Source organism: Agrobacterium tumefaciens (genome assembly GCF_009649785.1).
In the GTDB taxonomy this organism is placed as follows: Bacteria; Pseudomonadota; Alphaproteobacteria; order Rhizobiales; family Rhizobiaceae; genus Agrobacterium; species Agrobacterium tumefaciens.
The window spans coordinates 84,770-100,870 of sequence record NZ_WJOK01000006.1 but is presented as its reverse complement, the minus strand read 5'-3'; the positions used below and the strand labels follow the sequence as shown (position 1 = coordinate 100,870).

Annotated in this window: 18 protein-coding genes; 12 read left to right on the top strand and 6 right to left on the bottom strand. The window is 59.8% G+C overall.

Annotated features, from left to right (window positions below; genetic code table 11):
• Positions 1-20 precede the first annotated feature (20 nt).
• The 4 genes from GH784_RS08370 to GH784_RS08355 all read right to left on the bottom strand — a co-directional run bounded on the left by GH784_RS08370 (position 21) and on the right by GH784_RS08355 (position 4,067).
• A complete protein-coding gene (locus GH784_RS08370; RefSeq protein ID WP_038495107.1) occupies positions 21-1,049 on the bottom strand; it encodes a LacI family DNA-binding transcriptional regulator in 1,029 nt (342 codons plus the stop codon).
• A 402-nt stretch (positions 1,050-1,451) separates the two neighbouring features.
• Positions 1,452-2,657: a 3-oxoadipyl-CoA thiolase gene (gene pcaF / locus GH784_RS08365; RefSeq protein ID WP_153793332.1), complete on the bottom strand. Its 1,206-nt coding sequence runs from the start codon at positions 2,655-2,657 to the stop codon at positions 1,452-1,454.
• A 10-nt stretch (positions 2,658-2,667) separates the two neighbouring features.
• Positions 2,668-3,363: a CoA transferase subunit B gene (locus GH784_RS08360; protein ID WP_004431045.1), complete on the bottom strand. Its 696-nt coding sequence runs from the start codon at positions 3,361-3,363 to the stop codon at positions 2,668-2,670.
• Positions 3,360-4,067 carry a 3-oxoacid CoA-transferase subunit A gene (locus GH784_RS08355; RefSeq protein ID WP_112154176.1) on the bottom strand — a complete coding sequence of 236 codons (708 nt, stop codon included), beginning with the start codon at positions 4,065-4,067 and terminating at the stop codon, positions 3,360-3,362. The genes GH784_RS08360 and GH784_RS08355 overlap by 4 nt, the downstream gene beginning before the upstream one ends.
• A gap of 136 nt (positions 4,068-4,203) precedes the next feature.
• On the opposite strand from GH784_RS08355, the gene GH784_RS08350 reads away from it, so the two are divergent.
• Positions 4,204-4,965 carry an IclR family transcriptional regulator gene (locus GH784_RS08350; protein WP_004431042.1) on the top strand — a complete coding sequence of 254 codons (762 nt, stop codon included), beginning with the start codon at positions 4,204-4,206 and terminating at the stop codon, positions 4,963-4,965.
• Here the strand turns inward: GH784_RS08350 and GH784_RS08345 are convergent.
• A complete protein-coding gene (locus GH784_RS08345) occupies positions 4,911-5,858 on the bottom strand; it encodes a helix-turn-helix domain-containing protein (RefSeq protein WP_153793382.1) in 948 nt (315 codons plus the stop codon). The genes GH784_RS08350 and GH784_RS08345 overlap by 55 nt on opposite strands.
• A gap of 119 nt (positions 5,859-5,977) precedes the next feature.
• Here GH784_RS08345 and pobA point away from each other — a divergent pair, with 119 nt between their 5' ends.
• Positions 5,978-7,150, top strand: coding sequence for a 4-hydroxybenzoate 3-monooxygenase (pobA, locus tag GH784_RS08340; protein ID WP_111804033.1), 1,173 nt, complete (start codon positions 5,978-5,980; stop codon positions 7,148-7,150).
• On the opposite strand, the gene pcaQ is transcribed toward pobA, so the two are convergent.
• On the bottom strand, positions 7,147-8,088 hold the full coding sequence (pcaQ, locus tag GH784_RS08335) for a pca operon transcription factor PcaQ (protein ID WP_153793331.1): 942 nt from the start codon (positions 8,086-8,088) through the stop codon (positions 7,147-7,149). The two genes, pobA and pcaQ, sit on opposite strands and share 4 nt — an antisense overlap.
• 95 nt (positions 8,089-8,183) lie before the next feature.
• Here pcaQ and pcaD point away from each other — a divergent pair, with 95 nt between their 5' ends.
• The 10 genes from pcaD (at position 8,184) to GH784_RS08285 (ending at position 16,090) form a co-directional block, all read left to right on the top strand.
• Positions 8,184-8,981, top strand: coding sequence for a 3-oxoadipate enol-lactonase (gene pcaD, locus GH784_RS08330; protein WP_153793330.1), 798 nt, complete (start codon positions 8,184-8,186; stop codon positions 8,979-8,981).
• A gap of 3 nt (positions 8,982-8,984) precedes the next feature.
• Entirely contained in the window at positions 8,985-9,407 is a 423-nt protein-coding gene (gene pcaC / locus GH784_RS08325; RefSeq protein ID WP_004431033.1) for a 4-carboxymuconolactone decarboxylase, read from the top strand.
• Positions 9,404-10,144 carry a protocatechuate 3,4-dioxygenase subunit beta gene (gene pcaH / locus GH784_RS08320; protein WP_060642656.1) on the top strand — a complete coding sequence of 247 codons (741 nt, stop codon included), beginning with the start codon at positions 9,404-9,406 and terminating at the stop codon, positions 10,142-10,144. Before pcaC ends, pcaH begins: the two co-directional genes overlap by 4 nt.
• 2 nt (positions 10,145-10,146) lie before the next feature.
• Entirely contained in the window at positions 10,147-10,767 is a 621-nt protein-coding gene (pcaG, locus tag GH784_RS08315) for a protocatechuate 3,4-dioxygenase subunit alpha (RefSeq protein WP_112291436.1), read from the top strand.
• An 18-nt stretch (positions 10,768-10,785) separates the two neighbouring features.
• The gene (locus GH784_RS08310) at positions 10,786-11,847 is read left to right on the top strand and encodes a 3-carboxy-cis,cis-muconate cycloisomerase (RefSeq protein ID WP_153793329.1); all 1,062 of its coding nucleotides are present in this window, start codon (positions 10,786-10,788) and stop codon (positions 11,845-11,847) included.
• A gap of 368 nt (positions 11,848-12,215) precedes the next feature.
• Positions 12,216-12,884, top strand: coding sequence for an amino acid ABC transporter permease (locus tag GH784_RS08305; protein WP_004431026.1), 669 nt, complete (start codon positions 12,216-12,218; stop codon positions 12,882-12,884).
• A gap of 10 nt (positions 12,885-12,894) precedes the next feature.
• Positions 12,895-13,545, top strand: coding sequence for an amino acid ABC transporter permease (locus GH784_RS08300; protein ID WP_004431025.1), 651 nt, complete (start codon positions 12,895-12,897; stop codon positions 13,543-13,545).
• A gap of 43 nt (positions 13,546-13,588) precedes the next feature.
• A complete protein-coding gene (locus GH784_RS08295; RefSeq protein ID WP_004431022.1) occupies positions 13,589-14,425 on the top strand; it encodes a transporter substrate-binding domain-containing protein in 837 nt (278 codons plus the stop codon).
• A gap of 34 nt (positions 14,426-14,459) precedes the next feature.
• Entirely contained in the window at positions 14,460-15,299 is an 840-nt protein-coding gene (locus tag GH784_RS08290; RefSeq protein WP_153793328.1) for a transporter substrate-binding domain-containing protein, read from the top strand.
• A gap of 29 nt (positions 15,300-15,328) precedes the next feature.
• Positions 15,329-16,090, top strand: coding sequence for an amino acid ABC transporter ATP-binding protein (locus tag GH784_RS08285; RefSeq protein ID WP_004431018.1), 762 nt, complete (start codon positions 15,329-15,331; stop codon positions 16,088-16,090).
• Positions 16,091-16,101: the final 11 nt, after the last annotated feature.

Genomic DNA, 16,101 nt, shown 5'->3' with positions numbered 1-16,101 from the left:
TGATAGAATCTATCAAACCATCAAAGGCTCTCAGGAACCCATAGATGAGCGGGCACAAATCTCTGTCCCGGCGTTTCCGCCATGCCGTGTTCGATGGTGTGAACCATGGTGGCAACGAGGTCCGTGCATAGTTCGCGAAGCGGTGTCTGGAACACGCCGGTAATACGCCGCTCAAGCAGCGCCTGACGCGATTCCGGCGTCAACTCGTTGACGAGGCAGACGATGGTTTCCTGGCGGTTCTCCTGCTGCAAGGCCTCGATCACACCTTCCATGCCGCCGCCGATGCAATAGATGCCGACGAGATCTTGGTGTTTGGCGATGGTGTCCATGACAAGCTCGTAGGTCAGCCGCCGCGTTTCCAACGTGATCAGCGCATCCATCACCTCGAATTCCGGCGCATATTCCCTGATATAGCTGCGAAAGCCGGTTTCCCGCAGCGAATGGCCGTGAAAACGGTGGCCACCGAGCAATAGCAGCACCTTGCCCTTGCTGCGCGCCAGCCGCGAGATCATCCACGCCGCCGTGCGCCCAACCTTCATGTTATTCGCGCCAAGATAGGCCTCCCGCACACCCTGCGCGAAATCGGAAAGCAGGGAAAAGGTGGGAATACCCTTCGCCTTCAGAGCCTCAACGGCCGCCGTAACGTCATGATGGTCAGGACCGGTGGCCGCAACGGCCTGCACCCGACCTTTCATGCCGGACAGAAGGGCCGCAAGCTCGCTCGGCTCGCCCGACTGCGCAAATTCGATGCGCAGGTTCAGATGGCGATCCCTCACGTTGCGCGCCGCAAGCTCCAGCTCATCGGCAAATGCCTGGTAAAAGGAGTGCCGTTCTTTCCGCAGAATGATTCCGAGATTATAGGACGGCAGATCGGCCAGCATGCGCTGGCGGATGATGTTGGTGGCATGGAAACCGATCTTTTCCGCCGCCTCGAACACCCGCCGCGAGGTTTCCTCCCGCACCGGCAGGCGACCATTCAATACCCTGTCGACAGTCGCAACGCTGACGCCGGCGGCGTTTGCAACATCTGTGATTGTCGGACGCTTCATGAAGACACCCCTGCGCGGAAAGAATCCTGTCATATCCCGCAAAACATGTCACGGATCATGATAGAATCCAACGCATACCGAGATTTCGGCGAGGGGTGCCATGGCACGCGGCATAAATATTGTTGGCTGGGGTGTCCGGTGCGAGGCCTGCTTTTCCACTTCCCTCATCTCTGCGCTTGTCACAGAGATCCAGCCAGCCCAAGTCCTTGGGCTGAAAAGACTCCCTCCGCCGCGCAGGCGCGCGTCGGCTGGATTCCTGCGACAAGCACAGGAATGAGGGGAGTTGGAATGCACCAACGCGAGAAAATCATGCGTGGAGTTCCTGAGCACCTGCCGACATAGGTGAAGACACGGCGGCAGCGGCATCCGGACCGTTCAACAGAACCGAATGCCGCGATCCCGTCAGACCCGCTCGAGCGCCACGGCAATTCCCTGCCCGACGCCGATGCACATGGTCGAGAGCGCATAACGCTTGCCGGTCAGAGAAAGCTCGAGTGCTGCGGTGCCGGCAATGCGCGCACCGGACATGCCAAGCGGATGCCCAAGCGCAATCGCCCCGCCATTTGCATTCACCCGCGCATCTTCATCGGCAATGCCGAGCTGGCGAAGCGTTGCGAGACCCTGGCTGGCGAAGGCTTCGTTCAGCTCGATCACGTCAAGCTCTTCCTGTTTCAGGCCTAGACGCGCCAGAAGCTTGGCTGAGGCAGGCGCAGGGCCGATGCCCATGACGCGCGGCGGAACGCCGGCAGTTGCTCCGCCGAGAATGCGGGCAATCGGCGTCAGGCCGTATTTCTTTGCGGCTTCAGCCGAAGCGATGATGAGGGCCGCCGCACCGTCATTGACGCCGGATGCATTGCCCGCCGTCACTGTCGCACCGTCGCGCTTGTTGACCGGCTTCAGCTTTGCAAGGGCCTCAAGGCTCGTAGCACGCGGATGTTCGTCTTTAGACACTACCAGCGGATCGCCCTTGCGCTGCGGGATCGTGACCGAGACGATTTCCTTGTCGAGGCGGCCATTGGCCTGCGCGTCGGCTGCCTTTTGCTGGCTGCGAACGGCAAAGGCGTCCTGATCTTCGCGGGAGACCTGATAATCGACGGCGACGTTATCACCGGTCTCCGGCATGGAATCGACGCCATATTGCGCCTTCATCAGCGGGTTGACGAAACGCCAGCCTATGGTCGTGTCGTAGATTTCGGCATTGCGGGAAAAGGCACTTTCGGCCTTGGGCAGCACGAAGGGCGCGCGGCTCATGCTTTCCACGCCGCCTGCAATCATCAATTCCGCCTCGCCGGATTTGACGGCGCGGGCAGCGGCGATGACAGCGTCCATGCCCGAACCGCACAACCGGTTGATCGTGGTTCCGGTCACCGAAACTGGCAGGCCGGCCAGCAGCAGCGACATGCGGGCAACATTGCGGTTATCTTCGCCCGCCTGGTTGGCGCAGCCGAAGATCACGTCCTCGACGGCTTCCCAATCCACGGACGGATTACGCTCGACAAGCGCCCGCAAGGGCACAGCACCGAGATCGTCAGCCCGCACTGAAGACAATGCACCGCCGAAACGGCCGATCGGCGTGCGGATATAGTCGCAGATGAATGCATTGGTCATCGGTTGTTCCTCAAAGTTCCGGGGCGACAAGATCGGCGACTTCGCCATCGACATGGAGAGGCGCGCCGGTCATGGCCTGCAATTCATCGAAGCTCATCGCCGCCAGCTTTTCGCGCAAAACGAAACGGCCATCCACGACGTCAATCACCGCATGGCTGGTGTAGATGCGGGTGATGCAGCCGACGCCGGTCAGCGGAAAGGCGCATTTTTCGACAAGCTTCGGCTCGCCGTTCTTCGTCACATGTTCGGTGATGACGAAAACCTGCTTGGCGCCATGCACCAGATCCATGGCGCCGCCAACGGCGGGCACGCCCTTGGAGCCAACGCGCCAATTGGCGAGATCACCATTCTGCGCCACCTGATAGGCGCCGAGGATCGCCACATCCAGATGCCCGCCGCGCACCATGGCGAAGCTGTCGGCATGGTGGAAGAAGGAGGCACCCGGCTTCAGCGTCACCGCCTTCTTGCCGGCATTGATGAGGTTCCAGTCCTCTTCACCTTCCGGCGGCGCTTCGCCGAAATTCAGGATGCCGTTTTCGGTGTGGAAGATAGCCTGACGGCCGGGCGGCTGGTAACGGGCGACCATTTCGGGAAAACCGATACCGAGATTGACGTAAGCGCCATCCTCGATGTCCTGCGCCGCGCGCCAGGCGATCTGGGCGTTGGAAAGCTTGATATCGTCGCGAGTGTTGATTGGCTGAGTCATGCGTAGGCTACTCCCGCGCGAATGAGGACTTCTTCCTGTTGCGGATCGGCGATCTCCACGACGCCGTTGACGAAAATGCCTGGCGTGACGACATGCTCGGGGTCGATCTCGCCGGCAGCGACGATCTTGGAAACCTGGGCGATGGTGGTGGCTGCCGCCATGCACATCAGCGGGTTAAAATTGCGCCCCGCCTTGTTGTAGGTGAGATTGCCGTAGGTATCGCCAAGCTCAGCCTTGACGATGGCGAAATCCGCCTTCAGCCAGCGTTCCTGAACATACGACCGGCCGTCGAATTCGGCGATCGGCTTGCCATTGGCAAGCTCCGTACCAAAGGCAGTCGGGGTGTAGAATGCCGGAATGCCGGCGCCACCGGCACGGATACGCTCGGCAAGCGTGCCCTGCGGCACAAGTTCCAGCTCGATTTCGCCGGCCAGATATCTGTCGGTGAAAGCGCGCGGATCGGAAGAGCGCGGAAACGAGCAGATCATCTTCTTGACCATGCCCGCATCGATCATTGCGGCAATGCCGATACGGCCATTGCCGGCGTTGTTGTTGATGACCGTCAGGTTTTTCGGTCCCTTGTCGATCAGGGCGTGGATCAGCTCGATGGGCGCGCCGGAGCCGCCAAAACCGCCGATCATAACCGTCGCGCCGTCGCCGATACCGGAAATGGCATCAGTCGCGCTCTTGATTGTCTTGTCCATATCAATCCTCCATCCAGCCCAGCAATGGGAACTCGCAAGGCCGCTTGGCTCAGAGCTAAATCCGAATCCGCCTCGACGGCAACAATTTTGTGCGTTATATGATTTTTGTTCGTATATCGCACAAATGGAGCGTGACATGGCCGTCAATGAAAGAGACATGATGGGCGGTCTCGCCAAGGGGCTGAAGGTGATCGAGGCGTTCAGCGCCGAGCGCCCGCGCCTGTCCATATCAGATGCCGCTGACATCGCAGGCCTTGACCGCGCCACCACGCGGCGCTGTCTGCTGACACTGTCGGAAATGGGTTACGCCGCCTATGACGGCAAGTTCTTCACTGTGACGCCCAAGGTTCTGCGGCTTGGAACCGGCTGTCTTGCCACCATGCCGCTACCGCGCATCGTCCAGCCCCTTCTCGACCGTCTTTCGGAAGAGATCGGCCACAGCACATCAGTCTCCATTCTGGACGATACCGAAATCGTCTATGTGGCGCGCGCCGCCCAGCAGCGGGTCATGTCCATCGCCCTCATGCCTGGCTCGCGCCTGCCCGCCTATTGCACGTCCATGGGCCGCGTTCTCCTCTCAGCCCTTACACCGGAACGGCAGCGCGAGGTCCTGGAACACTCGCGGCTGGTGGCACGGACGGAAAAGACGATGACCGGTATCGACGCCCTGCTCGACGAACTCGAGGCGACCCGCAATCGTGGTTATGCCCTGATCGATCAGGAGGTGGAGATCGGCCTTCGCTCCATTGCCGTGCCGGTGAAAACCGTGCGCGGGCAGACGGTCGCAGCACTCAATGTCGGGCTTGCCGCCTCGGTAGCGTCGATGGACGATCTGGTGGAACGTTATTTGCCGGCACTGCTTTCCGTCCAGCGTGAACTGGGAAGAATGCTTGCCTGAGGTGAGGCCGAAGCCGCGCCGTCATCTCCCATTTTCCGCCGTTCAGCCAATCGCCATGCCCGGGGTGTCATGCCTGTTTCCCGCTTGAAGAAGCGGTTGAAATAGGCCGGGTCGGCAAAACCGAGATCTTCCGCAATCATCTGCACGGTCGATACGGTGAAGATCAGTTCCTGCTGGGCGATCTCGATCTGGCGCCTGGCAACAAGCCGTTGCAGGCTGAGGCCGGAAACGGAACGGACGAGACGGTTGAGATGGGTCTCGGAAAGGCCGAGCTTCTGCGCATAAAACGCCGCCTTGCGCGGCTCGCGAATATGTCGGGCGATCAGTGACAGCAGGAGTTCGAAGCGCTGTTCCGCAGGACCTTCCCCGGTTCTTTCCAGTAGAGGCCGCGCCGCTCGTGCAAGAAGTGCAGCCACGGAGGCAAGCTGCCCTTCGATCATGGCCTCCCGGCCTATATCGTGGCTTTCATACTCCGCGGAGATATGTTCGAAATCCCTGCGCAATCGCTCGCCCTCGGAGAAATCCTGCAACGGCAACAACACGGGCTGCTGGAAATTCCGCAGCAGCAGCGCCTGTACGGATGCGGCAAGCGCGCCGGGCAGCACGGTGACGATCACCCCGCCAATATCGCGCGAAAAACGAAAGCCGTGTTCGAAACCCGGCGGCACGACAATGGCGACCGGTGGGCGGATAGCCTCGGTGCGGCCATCCAGCAATGCATCGCCCTCGCCGCCCCAAATGTACAAGATTTGCAGGAACGCGGCATGCCGGTGCAGGCCGATTTCAAAGCGATGCAGGCTGCTTCTGGAAAAAAGCGTCTCGCAATGAAAGCGGAAAGCGGTTCCTTGCGCTGTCTCCTCGCCATATAGGCCTTCATTCGCTGCAACCCGCATGTCACCCCCGGCTCCCCGCATCATGGTCGAATTGTGCAATTTACGGATCAGAAAGTCCATTGAGCTTGTCGCGCGCTTTGGTCAATTTCCTGACAGGAGACAATTCCGGGAGGAAACTAATGCGCACCAAGGTCGTCATCATCGGCTCCGGCCCTTCGGGTCTGCTGCTTGGTCAGCTGCTTGCCAATGAAGGCATCGATACCGTCATTCTCGACCGGGCCGGCAAGGACTACATCCTTGGTCGGGTCCGCGCCGGGGTGCTGGAAGAAGGCACAGTGCACCTTCTGGAAAAGGTTGGCGCCGACAAACGCCTGCACAAGGAAGGTCTGCCGCACGACGGTTTCTCGCTGGCCTTTGACGGGCGCGATCACCGTATCGACCTCTTCGATCTTACCGGCGGCAAACGGGTAACGGTCTACGGTCAGACGGAGGTGACGCACGACCTGATGGATGCCCGCGAAAAAGCGGGGCTCACCACAATCTATGAAGCCTCGAATGTGGAGCCTCATGATTTCGATGGTGCCAGCCCCTATGTCACCTATGAAAAAGACGGCGTAAGCCATCGGATAGATTGTGATTTTATTGCCGGATGCGATGGGTTTCACGGCGTCAGCCGCAAATCCGTTCCTGAGCGCTCGATCAAGGAATTCGAGAAGATATACCCCTTCGGCTGGCTCGGTATTCTGGCCGAAGTGCCGCCTGTCAGCCACGAACTCATCTATGCCAACCATCCCAGTGGTTTTGCGCTCTGTTCCATGCGCTCGCACACGCGCAGCCGCTATTACCTGCAATGTTCGCTGGAAGACCGGCCGGAGGACTGGAGCGATGAGCGCTTCTGGGATGAAATCCGCCGCCGCCTGCCGGAAAACCACGCCGATGCCCTGGTGACCGGACCGTCGTTTGAAAAATCCATTGCACCGCTTCGGTCCTTCGTGTGCGAACCGATGCGCTTCGGGCGGTTGTTTCTGGCGGGCGACGCCGCCCACATCGTGCCGCCGACCGGCGCCAAGGGCCTCAACCTTGCTGCCAGCGACGTGCATTATCTCAGCGAGGCGCTCATCGAATTTTATCGTGAAGGGTCGGAAGCGGGCATCGATTCCTATTCGCAGAAAGCGCTATCCCGCGTCTGGAAGGCCGTGCGCTTTTCCTGGTGGATGACGACAATGATGCACCGCTTTCCCGATACCGGCGAATTTGGCCAGCGCATTCAGGAAGCGGAGCTGGATTACCTCGTGCATTCCCGCGCGGCCTCCACGGCGCTTGCGGAAAACTATGTCGGGCTTCCCTATTAGGAAACAGTTTCGGGCTTCGGGTCGAGCAGTTCGCGCGCAGCTTCGCGAATGGCCTGTATCAGTAGCGACAGCGGCAGTGAGGGCTGCGTATCGGCCCGCACCGTCAATCCGACCGGGCCGCTGGTATCGCCGGTATCGACCGGCAGGATCGCCAGAGTTCCATCCGCCACATCGCCTGCGACCACCCCTTCCGAAATGATCCAGACGGCATCACTGGTGCGCAGGAACGCGCGACCAAACGCATCCGATACCGTTTCGATGCGGATTGGCAAGGCCGGTACCCCATTGGCGATCAGGAACTGCTCGACGATGGGACCGATTACCGACTGGCGGGTGGGGATCAATACCGGGAACTCGTGCAGGTGATCGAAAACCGAAATGCCCGGTGACAGCAGCGGATGGCCGGCGCGCACGACGAACCGCACCTTTTCGGAATAGAGATGCTCGAAGGAAAAGCCCGCCATCTTTTCCGGCGCAGCCAGGCGCCCGACGACGAGATCCAGATCGCCGACGCGCAACTGCTCCAGAAGAACGGCATTGTCACCGGTGACGATCTTGACCGGGCTGCCGGTTTTTTCCGAAAGAAATCCCGCCATGGCTTTCGGCATGATCTTCACCGATACGGTCGGCAAGGCACCGACGCGAACCGGCGGGCCGGCACGCGCCGCCTCCTGCGAGACGGAATCGACCGCATGGCGAAGTGCCGTCATCGTTGCCCCGGCATGGCGCAGGAACACCTCGCCATAGCGGCTGATGCGGATGCCGCGCCCCTCGCGGTCGAACAGCGAGACGCCGAGAATCTCCTCGAGTTCGCGGATGGTTTTCGTTACCGCCGGCTGGCTGACATGCAGGATTTCCGCCGCACGAATGACGCTTTTCTGGCGCGCCACCTCCACGAAGGTCTGAAGATGCCGGAACTTTATACGCTGCTCGACCATCGAACATATAATCCATTGGTTATATTTTTCACCGATAATGTCATTTTACTTAACCGGAACGTGCTTGCAATATCGTCAACAGGAGGACGTACATCATGCATTTTCTGCGCTGTGGCGAAAACGCGATCCATTATCGTGCGCACGAACTGGAAAGCGGCAAGCCGGTCATCGCCTTTATCAATTCACTTGGTACCGATTTCCGTATCTGGGACGCGGTGATTGCGGAACTTGGCGACAAATATGCTTTCGTCCTGCACGACAAACGTGGCCATGGCCTGTCCGATATCGGCCGCCCTGCCTATTCGATAGACGATCACGCGGACGACCTGATTGCCATCCTCGATCATCTTTCCGTCAACAATGCGGTCATCTGGGGTCTGTCGGTCGGTGGACTGGTTGCACAGGGAATTTATGCCCGGCGTCCCGATCTCGTGCGTGCCCTTGTGCTCAGCAATACCGCCCACAGGATCGGCACCGCCGAGATGTGGAACGCGCGCATCGACAAGATCGCCGCTGATGGCCTTGCCTCGCTGATCGATCCGGTGATGGAGCGCTGGTTCACACCAGCCTTTCGCCAGCCGGACAACGTGTTTTATGCGGGTGCACGCAACATGCTTTCCCAACAGCCGGAGGCCGGTTACAGCGGTACCTGCGCCGCCATACGCGATGCCGATTTCACGCACGAAGCGGGCCGCATCGCTGTTCCGACGTTCTGCGTGGCGGGCGATGAAGACGGGTCGACACCGCCAGCACTGGTGCAATCACTGGCGGACCTCATTCCCGCAAGCCGTCTCGCCACCATTGCACGCTGCGGCCACATTCCATGCCTTGAACAACCGCTCGCCTATGCGCAGGCGGTCGGTGATTTTCTGAAGACCTTGCCGGAGCACTGACAGATGGCGGACAATATCGACAAGAACGAGAGATTTGAGCAGGGCATGAAAACACGCCGCGCCGTGCTCGGTGACGCGCATGTCGACCGCGCGCAGACGGTGACGACGGGGTTCGACCAGCCGTTTCAGCAGCTCATCACCGAAGCGGCCTGGGGCACGGTGTGGTCCGGTAACCACTGGACGAAGCGCGAGCGCTCGATGGTCACCATCGCCTTGCTTGCCGCACTCGGGCAGGACGAGGAACTTGCCATGCATGTGCGCGCCACCGCCAATACCGGCGCCACCGAAGCGGATATTCGCGAAGCGCTGCTGCACGTCGCAATCTATGCCGGCGTGCCCGCCGCCAACCACGCTTTCAAGACCGCCAAGCTTGCTCTGGCCGGCATGAAAGCCGATAGTTCCCGCGACGAGGAGGAGACGAAATGAGTAATACAAAGCCCGAAACCGGGCCGTTCTTCGCACGCGACCGCGACATTCATCCGCTGGCCTATGCTCCCTGGTACAAGACCTCTGTCCTGCGTTCTCCGCAGCGCGCCCTGATTTCGCTGGAAGGCACCAAAAGCGAGATCACCGGGCCGGTTTTCGGCCACAGCCTGCTGAACGAGCTGGATAACGACCTGATCCTCAATTATGCCCGCCCTGGCGAAATGCCGATTGGCCCGCGTATTCTGGTCCACGGCCGGGTGCTGGACGAGCGCGGCCGCGGCGTGGACGGTGCGCTCGTGGAATTCTGGCAGGCCAATGCCGGCGGGCGGTATCGCCACAAGAAGGAAACCTATCTCGCCGCCATCGATCCGAATTTTGGCGGCGTCGGCCGCACGATCACGGATGAGAACGGTTATTACTGGTTCAAGACCATCCAGCCTGGCGCTTACCCCTGGCCGAACGGCGTCAACGACTGGCGGCCTGCCCATATCCACTTCTCGGTCTTCGGCCACGGCTTTGCCCAGCGGCTGATAACCCAGATGTATTTCGAAGGCGATCCGCTGATCTGGAAATGTCCGATCGTCAAAACCATCCCGGACGAGGATGCGATCAAGCGGCTGATCGCGCCGCTGGATATGAATTCAAACATTCCCATGGACATGCTGGCATACAAGTTCGACATCGTGCTTCGCGGCCGCCGCTCCACGTTTTTCGAAAATCGCAAGGAAGGCAACTGATCATGGTCCAGCCGCTCGGTTATCTCAAGGAATCAGCGTCGCAGACGGCAGGTCCATATGTCCATATCGGCTGCACCCCCAATTTCGTTGGCATCGAGGGCGTGTTCGAAAAGGACCTGGGCTCCGGCGCGCTCTATAACGACGAGGCTCGCGGCGAACGCATAAGCGTGCGTGGCACGGTCTACGACGGCGCTGGCATGCCGCTTAAGGACGCCCTGATCGAAATCTGGCAGGCGGATACGGACGGTTATTACAACAGCCCCAGCGAAACACGCGGCAAGGCGGATCCGAATTTCACCGGCTGGGGCCGCTCGCCCGGCGACATGGATACCGGCGAATTCATCTTCGACACCATCAAGCCCGGCAAGGTGCCCTTTCGCGACGGCCGGTGGATGGCGCCGCACATCACTTTCTGGATCGTGGCGCGCGGTATAAATATCGGCCTGCAAACCCGCATGTATTTTCCCGAAGAGCAGGAGGCCAATGCCGCCGATCCGGTCCTTGCCCGCGTCGAGCAGAAAAGCCGCATCGCCACCCTTGTCGCCAAAAAGGAGGAAGGAAACATCTATCGTTTCGATATCCGCCTTCAGGGCGAGGGCGAAACCGTGTTTTTCGATATCTGAGCGGAGCTGTAACCTGAGATGAGCCTTTCCCCCTTCGAACATCCGTTTCTCTCCGGCCTTTTTGGCGACAGCGAAATCGTTGAGCTGTTTTCGGCCAGAGCGGATATCGACGCCATGATCCGTTTCGAGACGGCGCTGGCGCAGGCGCAAGCCGGGGCGGGCGTCATTGAAGCGGATGCGGCGGATGCGATCGTCTCGCGCCTTTCCGATTTTGCCGCCGATACCACCGCGCTTCGCCATGGCGTCGCCAAGGACGGCGTTGTGGTGCCGGAACTTGTCCGGCAGATGCGGGCGGCGGTTGCCGGTACTGCGGCGGAAAAGCTGCATTTCGGCGCCACCAGCCAGGATGTCATCGATACCAGCCTGATGCTGCGGCTGAAGGCGGCAGCGGAAATCATCGCGGCACGGCTCGGCCGCCTCATCGATACGCTGGGTGATATTGCGGCCCGCGATGGCAGCAACCCGCTGACGGGATATACCCGCATGCAGGCCGCCATCGCCATCACGGTCGGCGACAGGGTGGAAAGCTGGATCGATCCGCTGGAACGGCATCTGGTTCGGATCGACACGTTTTTGCAGCACGGTTTTGCCGTCCAGTTCGGCGGCGCGGTCGGCACGCTGGAAAAGCTCGGCGACAATGCCGGCACTGTCCGCGCCGATCTCGCAAAGCGTCTCGGCCTTTCTGACAGGCCGCAGTGGCACAGCCAGCGCGACGGTATCGCCGAGCTTGCCAATCTGCTGTCGCTCGTCACCGGCACGCTTGGCAAGTTCGGGCAGGATATCGCGCTTCTGGCCGAAGTCGGCGCCGAAATTCGCATGAGCGGCGGGGGTGGTTCCTCGGCGATGCCGCACAAGCAGAACCCGGTCAATGCGGAAACGCTGGTGACGCTGGCACGCTTCAACGCCGTGCAGATTTCGGCATTGCACCAGTCTCTCGTTCACGAACAGGAACGTTCGGGCGCGGGCTGGATGCTCGAATGGCTGTCGCTGCCGCAAATGGTGACGGCAACGGGGTCCTCACTCCTGATCGCCGAGCGCCTCGCGGGGCAGATCGACCGGCTGGGAGCAAGCGAAGAATAAAGAGGGAACGACAGATTTTCGCGAGGACTGAGCGGCCTTCGGGCGCTTTTGCCAGCGAGATGGGAATGGCGCGGGCGCGCGATGAAAACGCTTGCGACCAATCACATTAGTCGTTGATAAAAAACGACTTTCTTGAACAAGATGAATGAAGAAAAAGTGATCTTTAAGCTGTTTCTAACCGGAGTTGGCGCTTGACACAAAATTGAACTAACTGGTACAAACATTCAGGTTAACGCTATGCTGGCACAGAAGTGTGGAGCTTCCCCGGCACGGTAAAAACAAACGGAGGGCTTTGGAGCCACAGGGTTTCCAAAGCGATGCGAACAAGGCGAAACGTCTGTTCGGACCCGAACGGGTTGGGAGGAAATATGTCTTACAGTCTCGATTTTTCGGCGGTTATAGACCGTCTGCCCGAGCTGCTTCTGGCCTGTCTTGCAACGATCGGCCTTGCAATCGCCGGCATGTCGCTTGCCACCGTCATCGGGGTTCTCGGCGTCGTGGCCCGCCGCTCGCGCTTCAAGCTGCTGCGCGGTCTGGTCATCGGATTCGTGGAAGCCATTCGCAACACGCCGTTTCTGGTGCAGATATTCTTCATCTTCTTCGCCCTGCCGCAAATCGGCATCAAGCTTAACCCCACGGTCACGGCAATCATTGCGCTTGCGTTGAACGGCGGCGCCTATGCCATTGAAATCATTCGCGGCGGCGTCGATTCTATTCCCAAGGGTCAGGTTGAGGCGGGATTGGCGCTTGGCCTGCACCGGGCGCAGATCTTCCGGCACATCATTCTGAAGCCGGCGCTTCGCGCGGTCTATCCGTCACTCACCAGCCAGTTCATCATGCTGACGCTGACCACTTCGGTCTGTACCTCGATTGCGGCTTACGAACTGACCTCGGTGGCCCAGCAGATCGAAGCGGACACCTTCCGCTCCTTTGAGGTCTATTTCTCGATCACGCTGCTTTATCTGGTCATTTCCTCGCTGATGATGGGGGTATTTTCCCTCATCTCCCGCACATCGTTCAGCTATCCGGTCAAGTGAGGAAAAGACAATGGCATCCATCGGTTCCAACGAATTGTTCTTCCTGCTGCAGGGCCTGAAATGGACCCTTGCGCTGACCCTGATCGGCTTCATCGGCGGCGGCATTTTCGGTCTTTGCGTCGCGCTTGGCCGCGTTGCCGAAACCCCGGCGATCCAGCGCGCCAGCACCGGCTTCATCGCGATTTTCCAGGGCACACCGCTCCTGATGCAGCTTTTCGTCGTTTATTACGGCGTGGCGCTTGCGGGCCTGAATGTCGATGCCTGGATTGCGGTCGCCATCGCATTCACCCTGCATGCCAGCGCCTTTCTGGGTGAAATCTGGCGCGGTGGCATCCAGGCTGTGCCGAAGGGTCAGACCGAAGCCGCCAACGCGCTTGGCCTGCACTACGTGTCGCGTATGAAGGACGTGGTTCTGCCGCAGGCCTTCAAGATTTCGCTGCCCGCCACCATCGGTTTTCTGGTGCAGCTCATCAAGGGCACGTCGCTTGCCGCCATTGTCGGCTTCGTCGAACTGTCCCGCGCCGGCCAGATCGTCTCCAACCAGACGTTCCGTCCGCTGACGGTCTTTGCCATCGTCGGCATCATGTATTTCCTGATCTGCTGGCCGCTTTCCCTGTGGGGCGCCAGTGTAGAAAAGCGGATGCAAGCCGCTTCCCGCTAATACCCATCAACATGTCATCAAGCTTTGTAAGGAGGAGCAAAAGATGAAATCCAACGGTAAATTCTCACGTCGCACCCTGCTCGCGCTCGCCGCAGCTACGGTCGCCCTGCCCTTTATCGCACCGGTCGACGCCTTCGCCGGCACGGTGGATGAGGCCAAGGCCAAGGGCAAGGTCGTAATCGGCATTCAGGGCGACAATTCGCCATGGGGCTTCGTCAATTCGAGCGGCGTTCAGGACGGCCTCGATGCCGATATCGGCAAGGCGTTTGCCGAATATCTCGGCGTCAAGGTGGAATTCGTACCGCTTGCCGTGGCAAACCGCATTCCGGCCCTTCTGACGGGCAAGGTCGACCTGCTGTTCGCAACCATGGGCATGACCGCCGAGCGCGCCAAGACCATCCAGTATTCCAAGCCCTATGCCGGTAACGTGCTTTCCGTCTACGGCCCCAAGGACAAGAAGATCGGCAACTATGACGATCTGACCGGCGTTTCCGTCGGCGTTCCGAAGTCCAGCGCCATGGACACGGCGATCACGGCAGGTGCAGGCTCCAAGGCCAAGATCCTGCGCTTTGACGATGATGCCGCCAACATTCAGGCGCTGATTTCCGGCCAGGTCGAGGTTGTCGGTGGCAACCAGTTTTATGGCGACCGCCTCAATCAGGCTGCCAACGGCAAATACGAGCCGAAGTTCGACCTGACGACGCTTTACAACGGCGCCGGCACCCGTCCGGGTGAAAAGGACTGGAACGAGACCGTCAACGCCTTCCTCGACAAGATCAAGTCGGATGGCCAGCTTGCCAAGATCTACGACAAGTGGATGAAGCGCGAAGTTCCCGCTTTCCCGGAAAGCCTGCCGGATATTCCTTTCACAGTGAAGTGAAGACCGGAAGAGGCTGGATTGGGAGGAGTAACCAATGGGAATCTTTAACAAACAGACGCGTTGGCGAACAGCCATCGCCGTCGGATTGGCAGCAGCTTTGCTGCCAATCCTGACACCCGCAGGCGCAGAAGCCAGAACACTTGAAGAAGCAAAGTCCAGCGGCAAGATCATCATCGGCATTCAGGGCGACAACGCGCCCTGGGGCTTCATAAATTCCTCTGGTGTTCAGGAAGGTTATGATGCGGATTTGGCCCGCGCGTTTGCGGACTATCTTGGACTGAAAGTGGAGTTCGTACCGCTTGCAGTCGCCAACCGCATCCCGTCGCTTCGCACCGGAAAGGTCGATGCCCTGTTCGCGTCGATGGGGATGACGCCGGAACGCGCGAAAAACGTACAATATGCGCAGCCTTACGCGCATAACGTCATGTCGGTCTATGCCACCAAGGACAAGAAGATCGCCAACTTCGACGATCTCACGGGAATGACCGTCGGCGCGCCGAAATCCAGTCCGATGGACACGGCTTTGACCGCAGGTGCCGGCACCAAGGCAAAAATTCTGCGTTTCGACGATGACGCCGCCACCATTCAGGCGATCCTGTCGGGCCAGATCGAGGCAATCGGCGGCAACCAGTTTTATGGTGACCGTCTCGCAGCGGCTGGCGGCAAGGATTACGAGGTGAAGTTCGACCTCGTGACCCTCTACAACAGCGCCGCCACGCGCCCCGGTGAAAAGGACTGGAACGAGGCACTCAACGCTTGGCTCGACAAAGCCAAGGCCAATGGCGAGCTCGCAAAAGTCTATGCCAAATGGATGAAGCGCCCGGTTCCGGACTTCCCGGCCTCGCTTCCTGACATTCCCTACACCGTTAACTAACGCTGCTTCGCAGCATGAAGGAAAGTTCCATGTCGCAATCCTCCGCCGCACAGGCTCCGCTGATCGCCCTTGAAGGGGTTGGAAAGTGGTATGGAGCCTTCCATGCGCTGAAAGGCGTCAACATGACGGTTCGCAAAGGCGAAAAAATCGTTCTTTGCGGCCCGTCCGGTTCAGGAAAATCCACCCTTATCCGCTGCATCAACCATCTGGAAGAAATCCAGGAGGGCAAGATCACGGTCGAGGGAACCACGCTTTCGGATTCGACCCGCGCCATCGATGCGGTTCGCCGTGAAGTGGGCATGGTGTTCCAGAGCTTCAATCTCTTCCCGCACAAGACCATCATGGAAAACTGCACCCTGGCGCCCATGCGGGTGAAGGGCCTGTCGAAAGCCGATGCGGAAGCGACCGCGCGCAAATATCTGGAGCGCGTGCGCATTCTCAATCAGGCCGATAAATATCCGGCGCAGCTTTCCGGCGGCCAGCAGCAACGCGCAGCTATTGCCCGTGCGCTCTGCATGGAGCCGAAAGCCATGCTGTTCGATGAGCCGACTTCGGCGCTTGATCCCGAAATGGTCAAGGAAGTGCTCGACACGATGATCGGCCTTGCCCGCGACGGCATGACGATGATCTGCGTGACCCACGAAATGGGCTTTGCCCGGCAGGTTGCCGACCGTGTGGTCTTCATGTCGGAAGGCGAAATCATCGAGGAAGGCCCGCCGGACGAGTTCTTCCGCGATCCCAAGCACCAGCGTACCCGCACATTCCTCGGCGAAATTCTCGCCCATCACTAAGGCTCACCCGG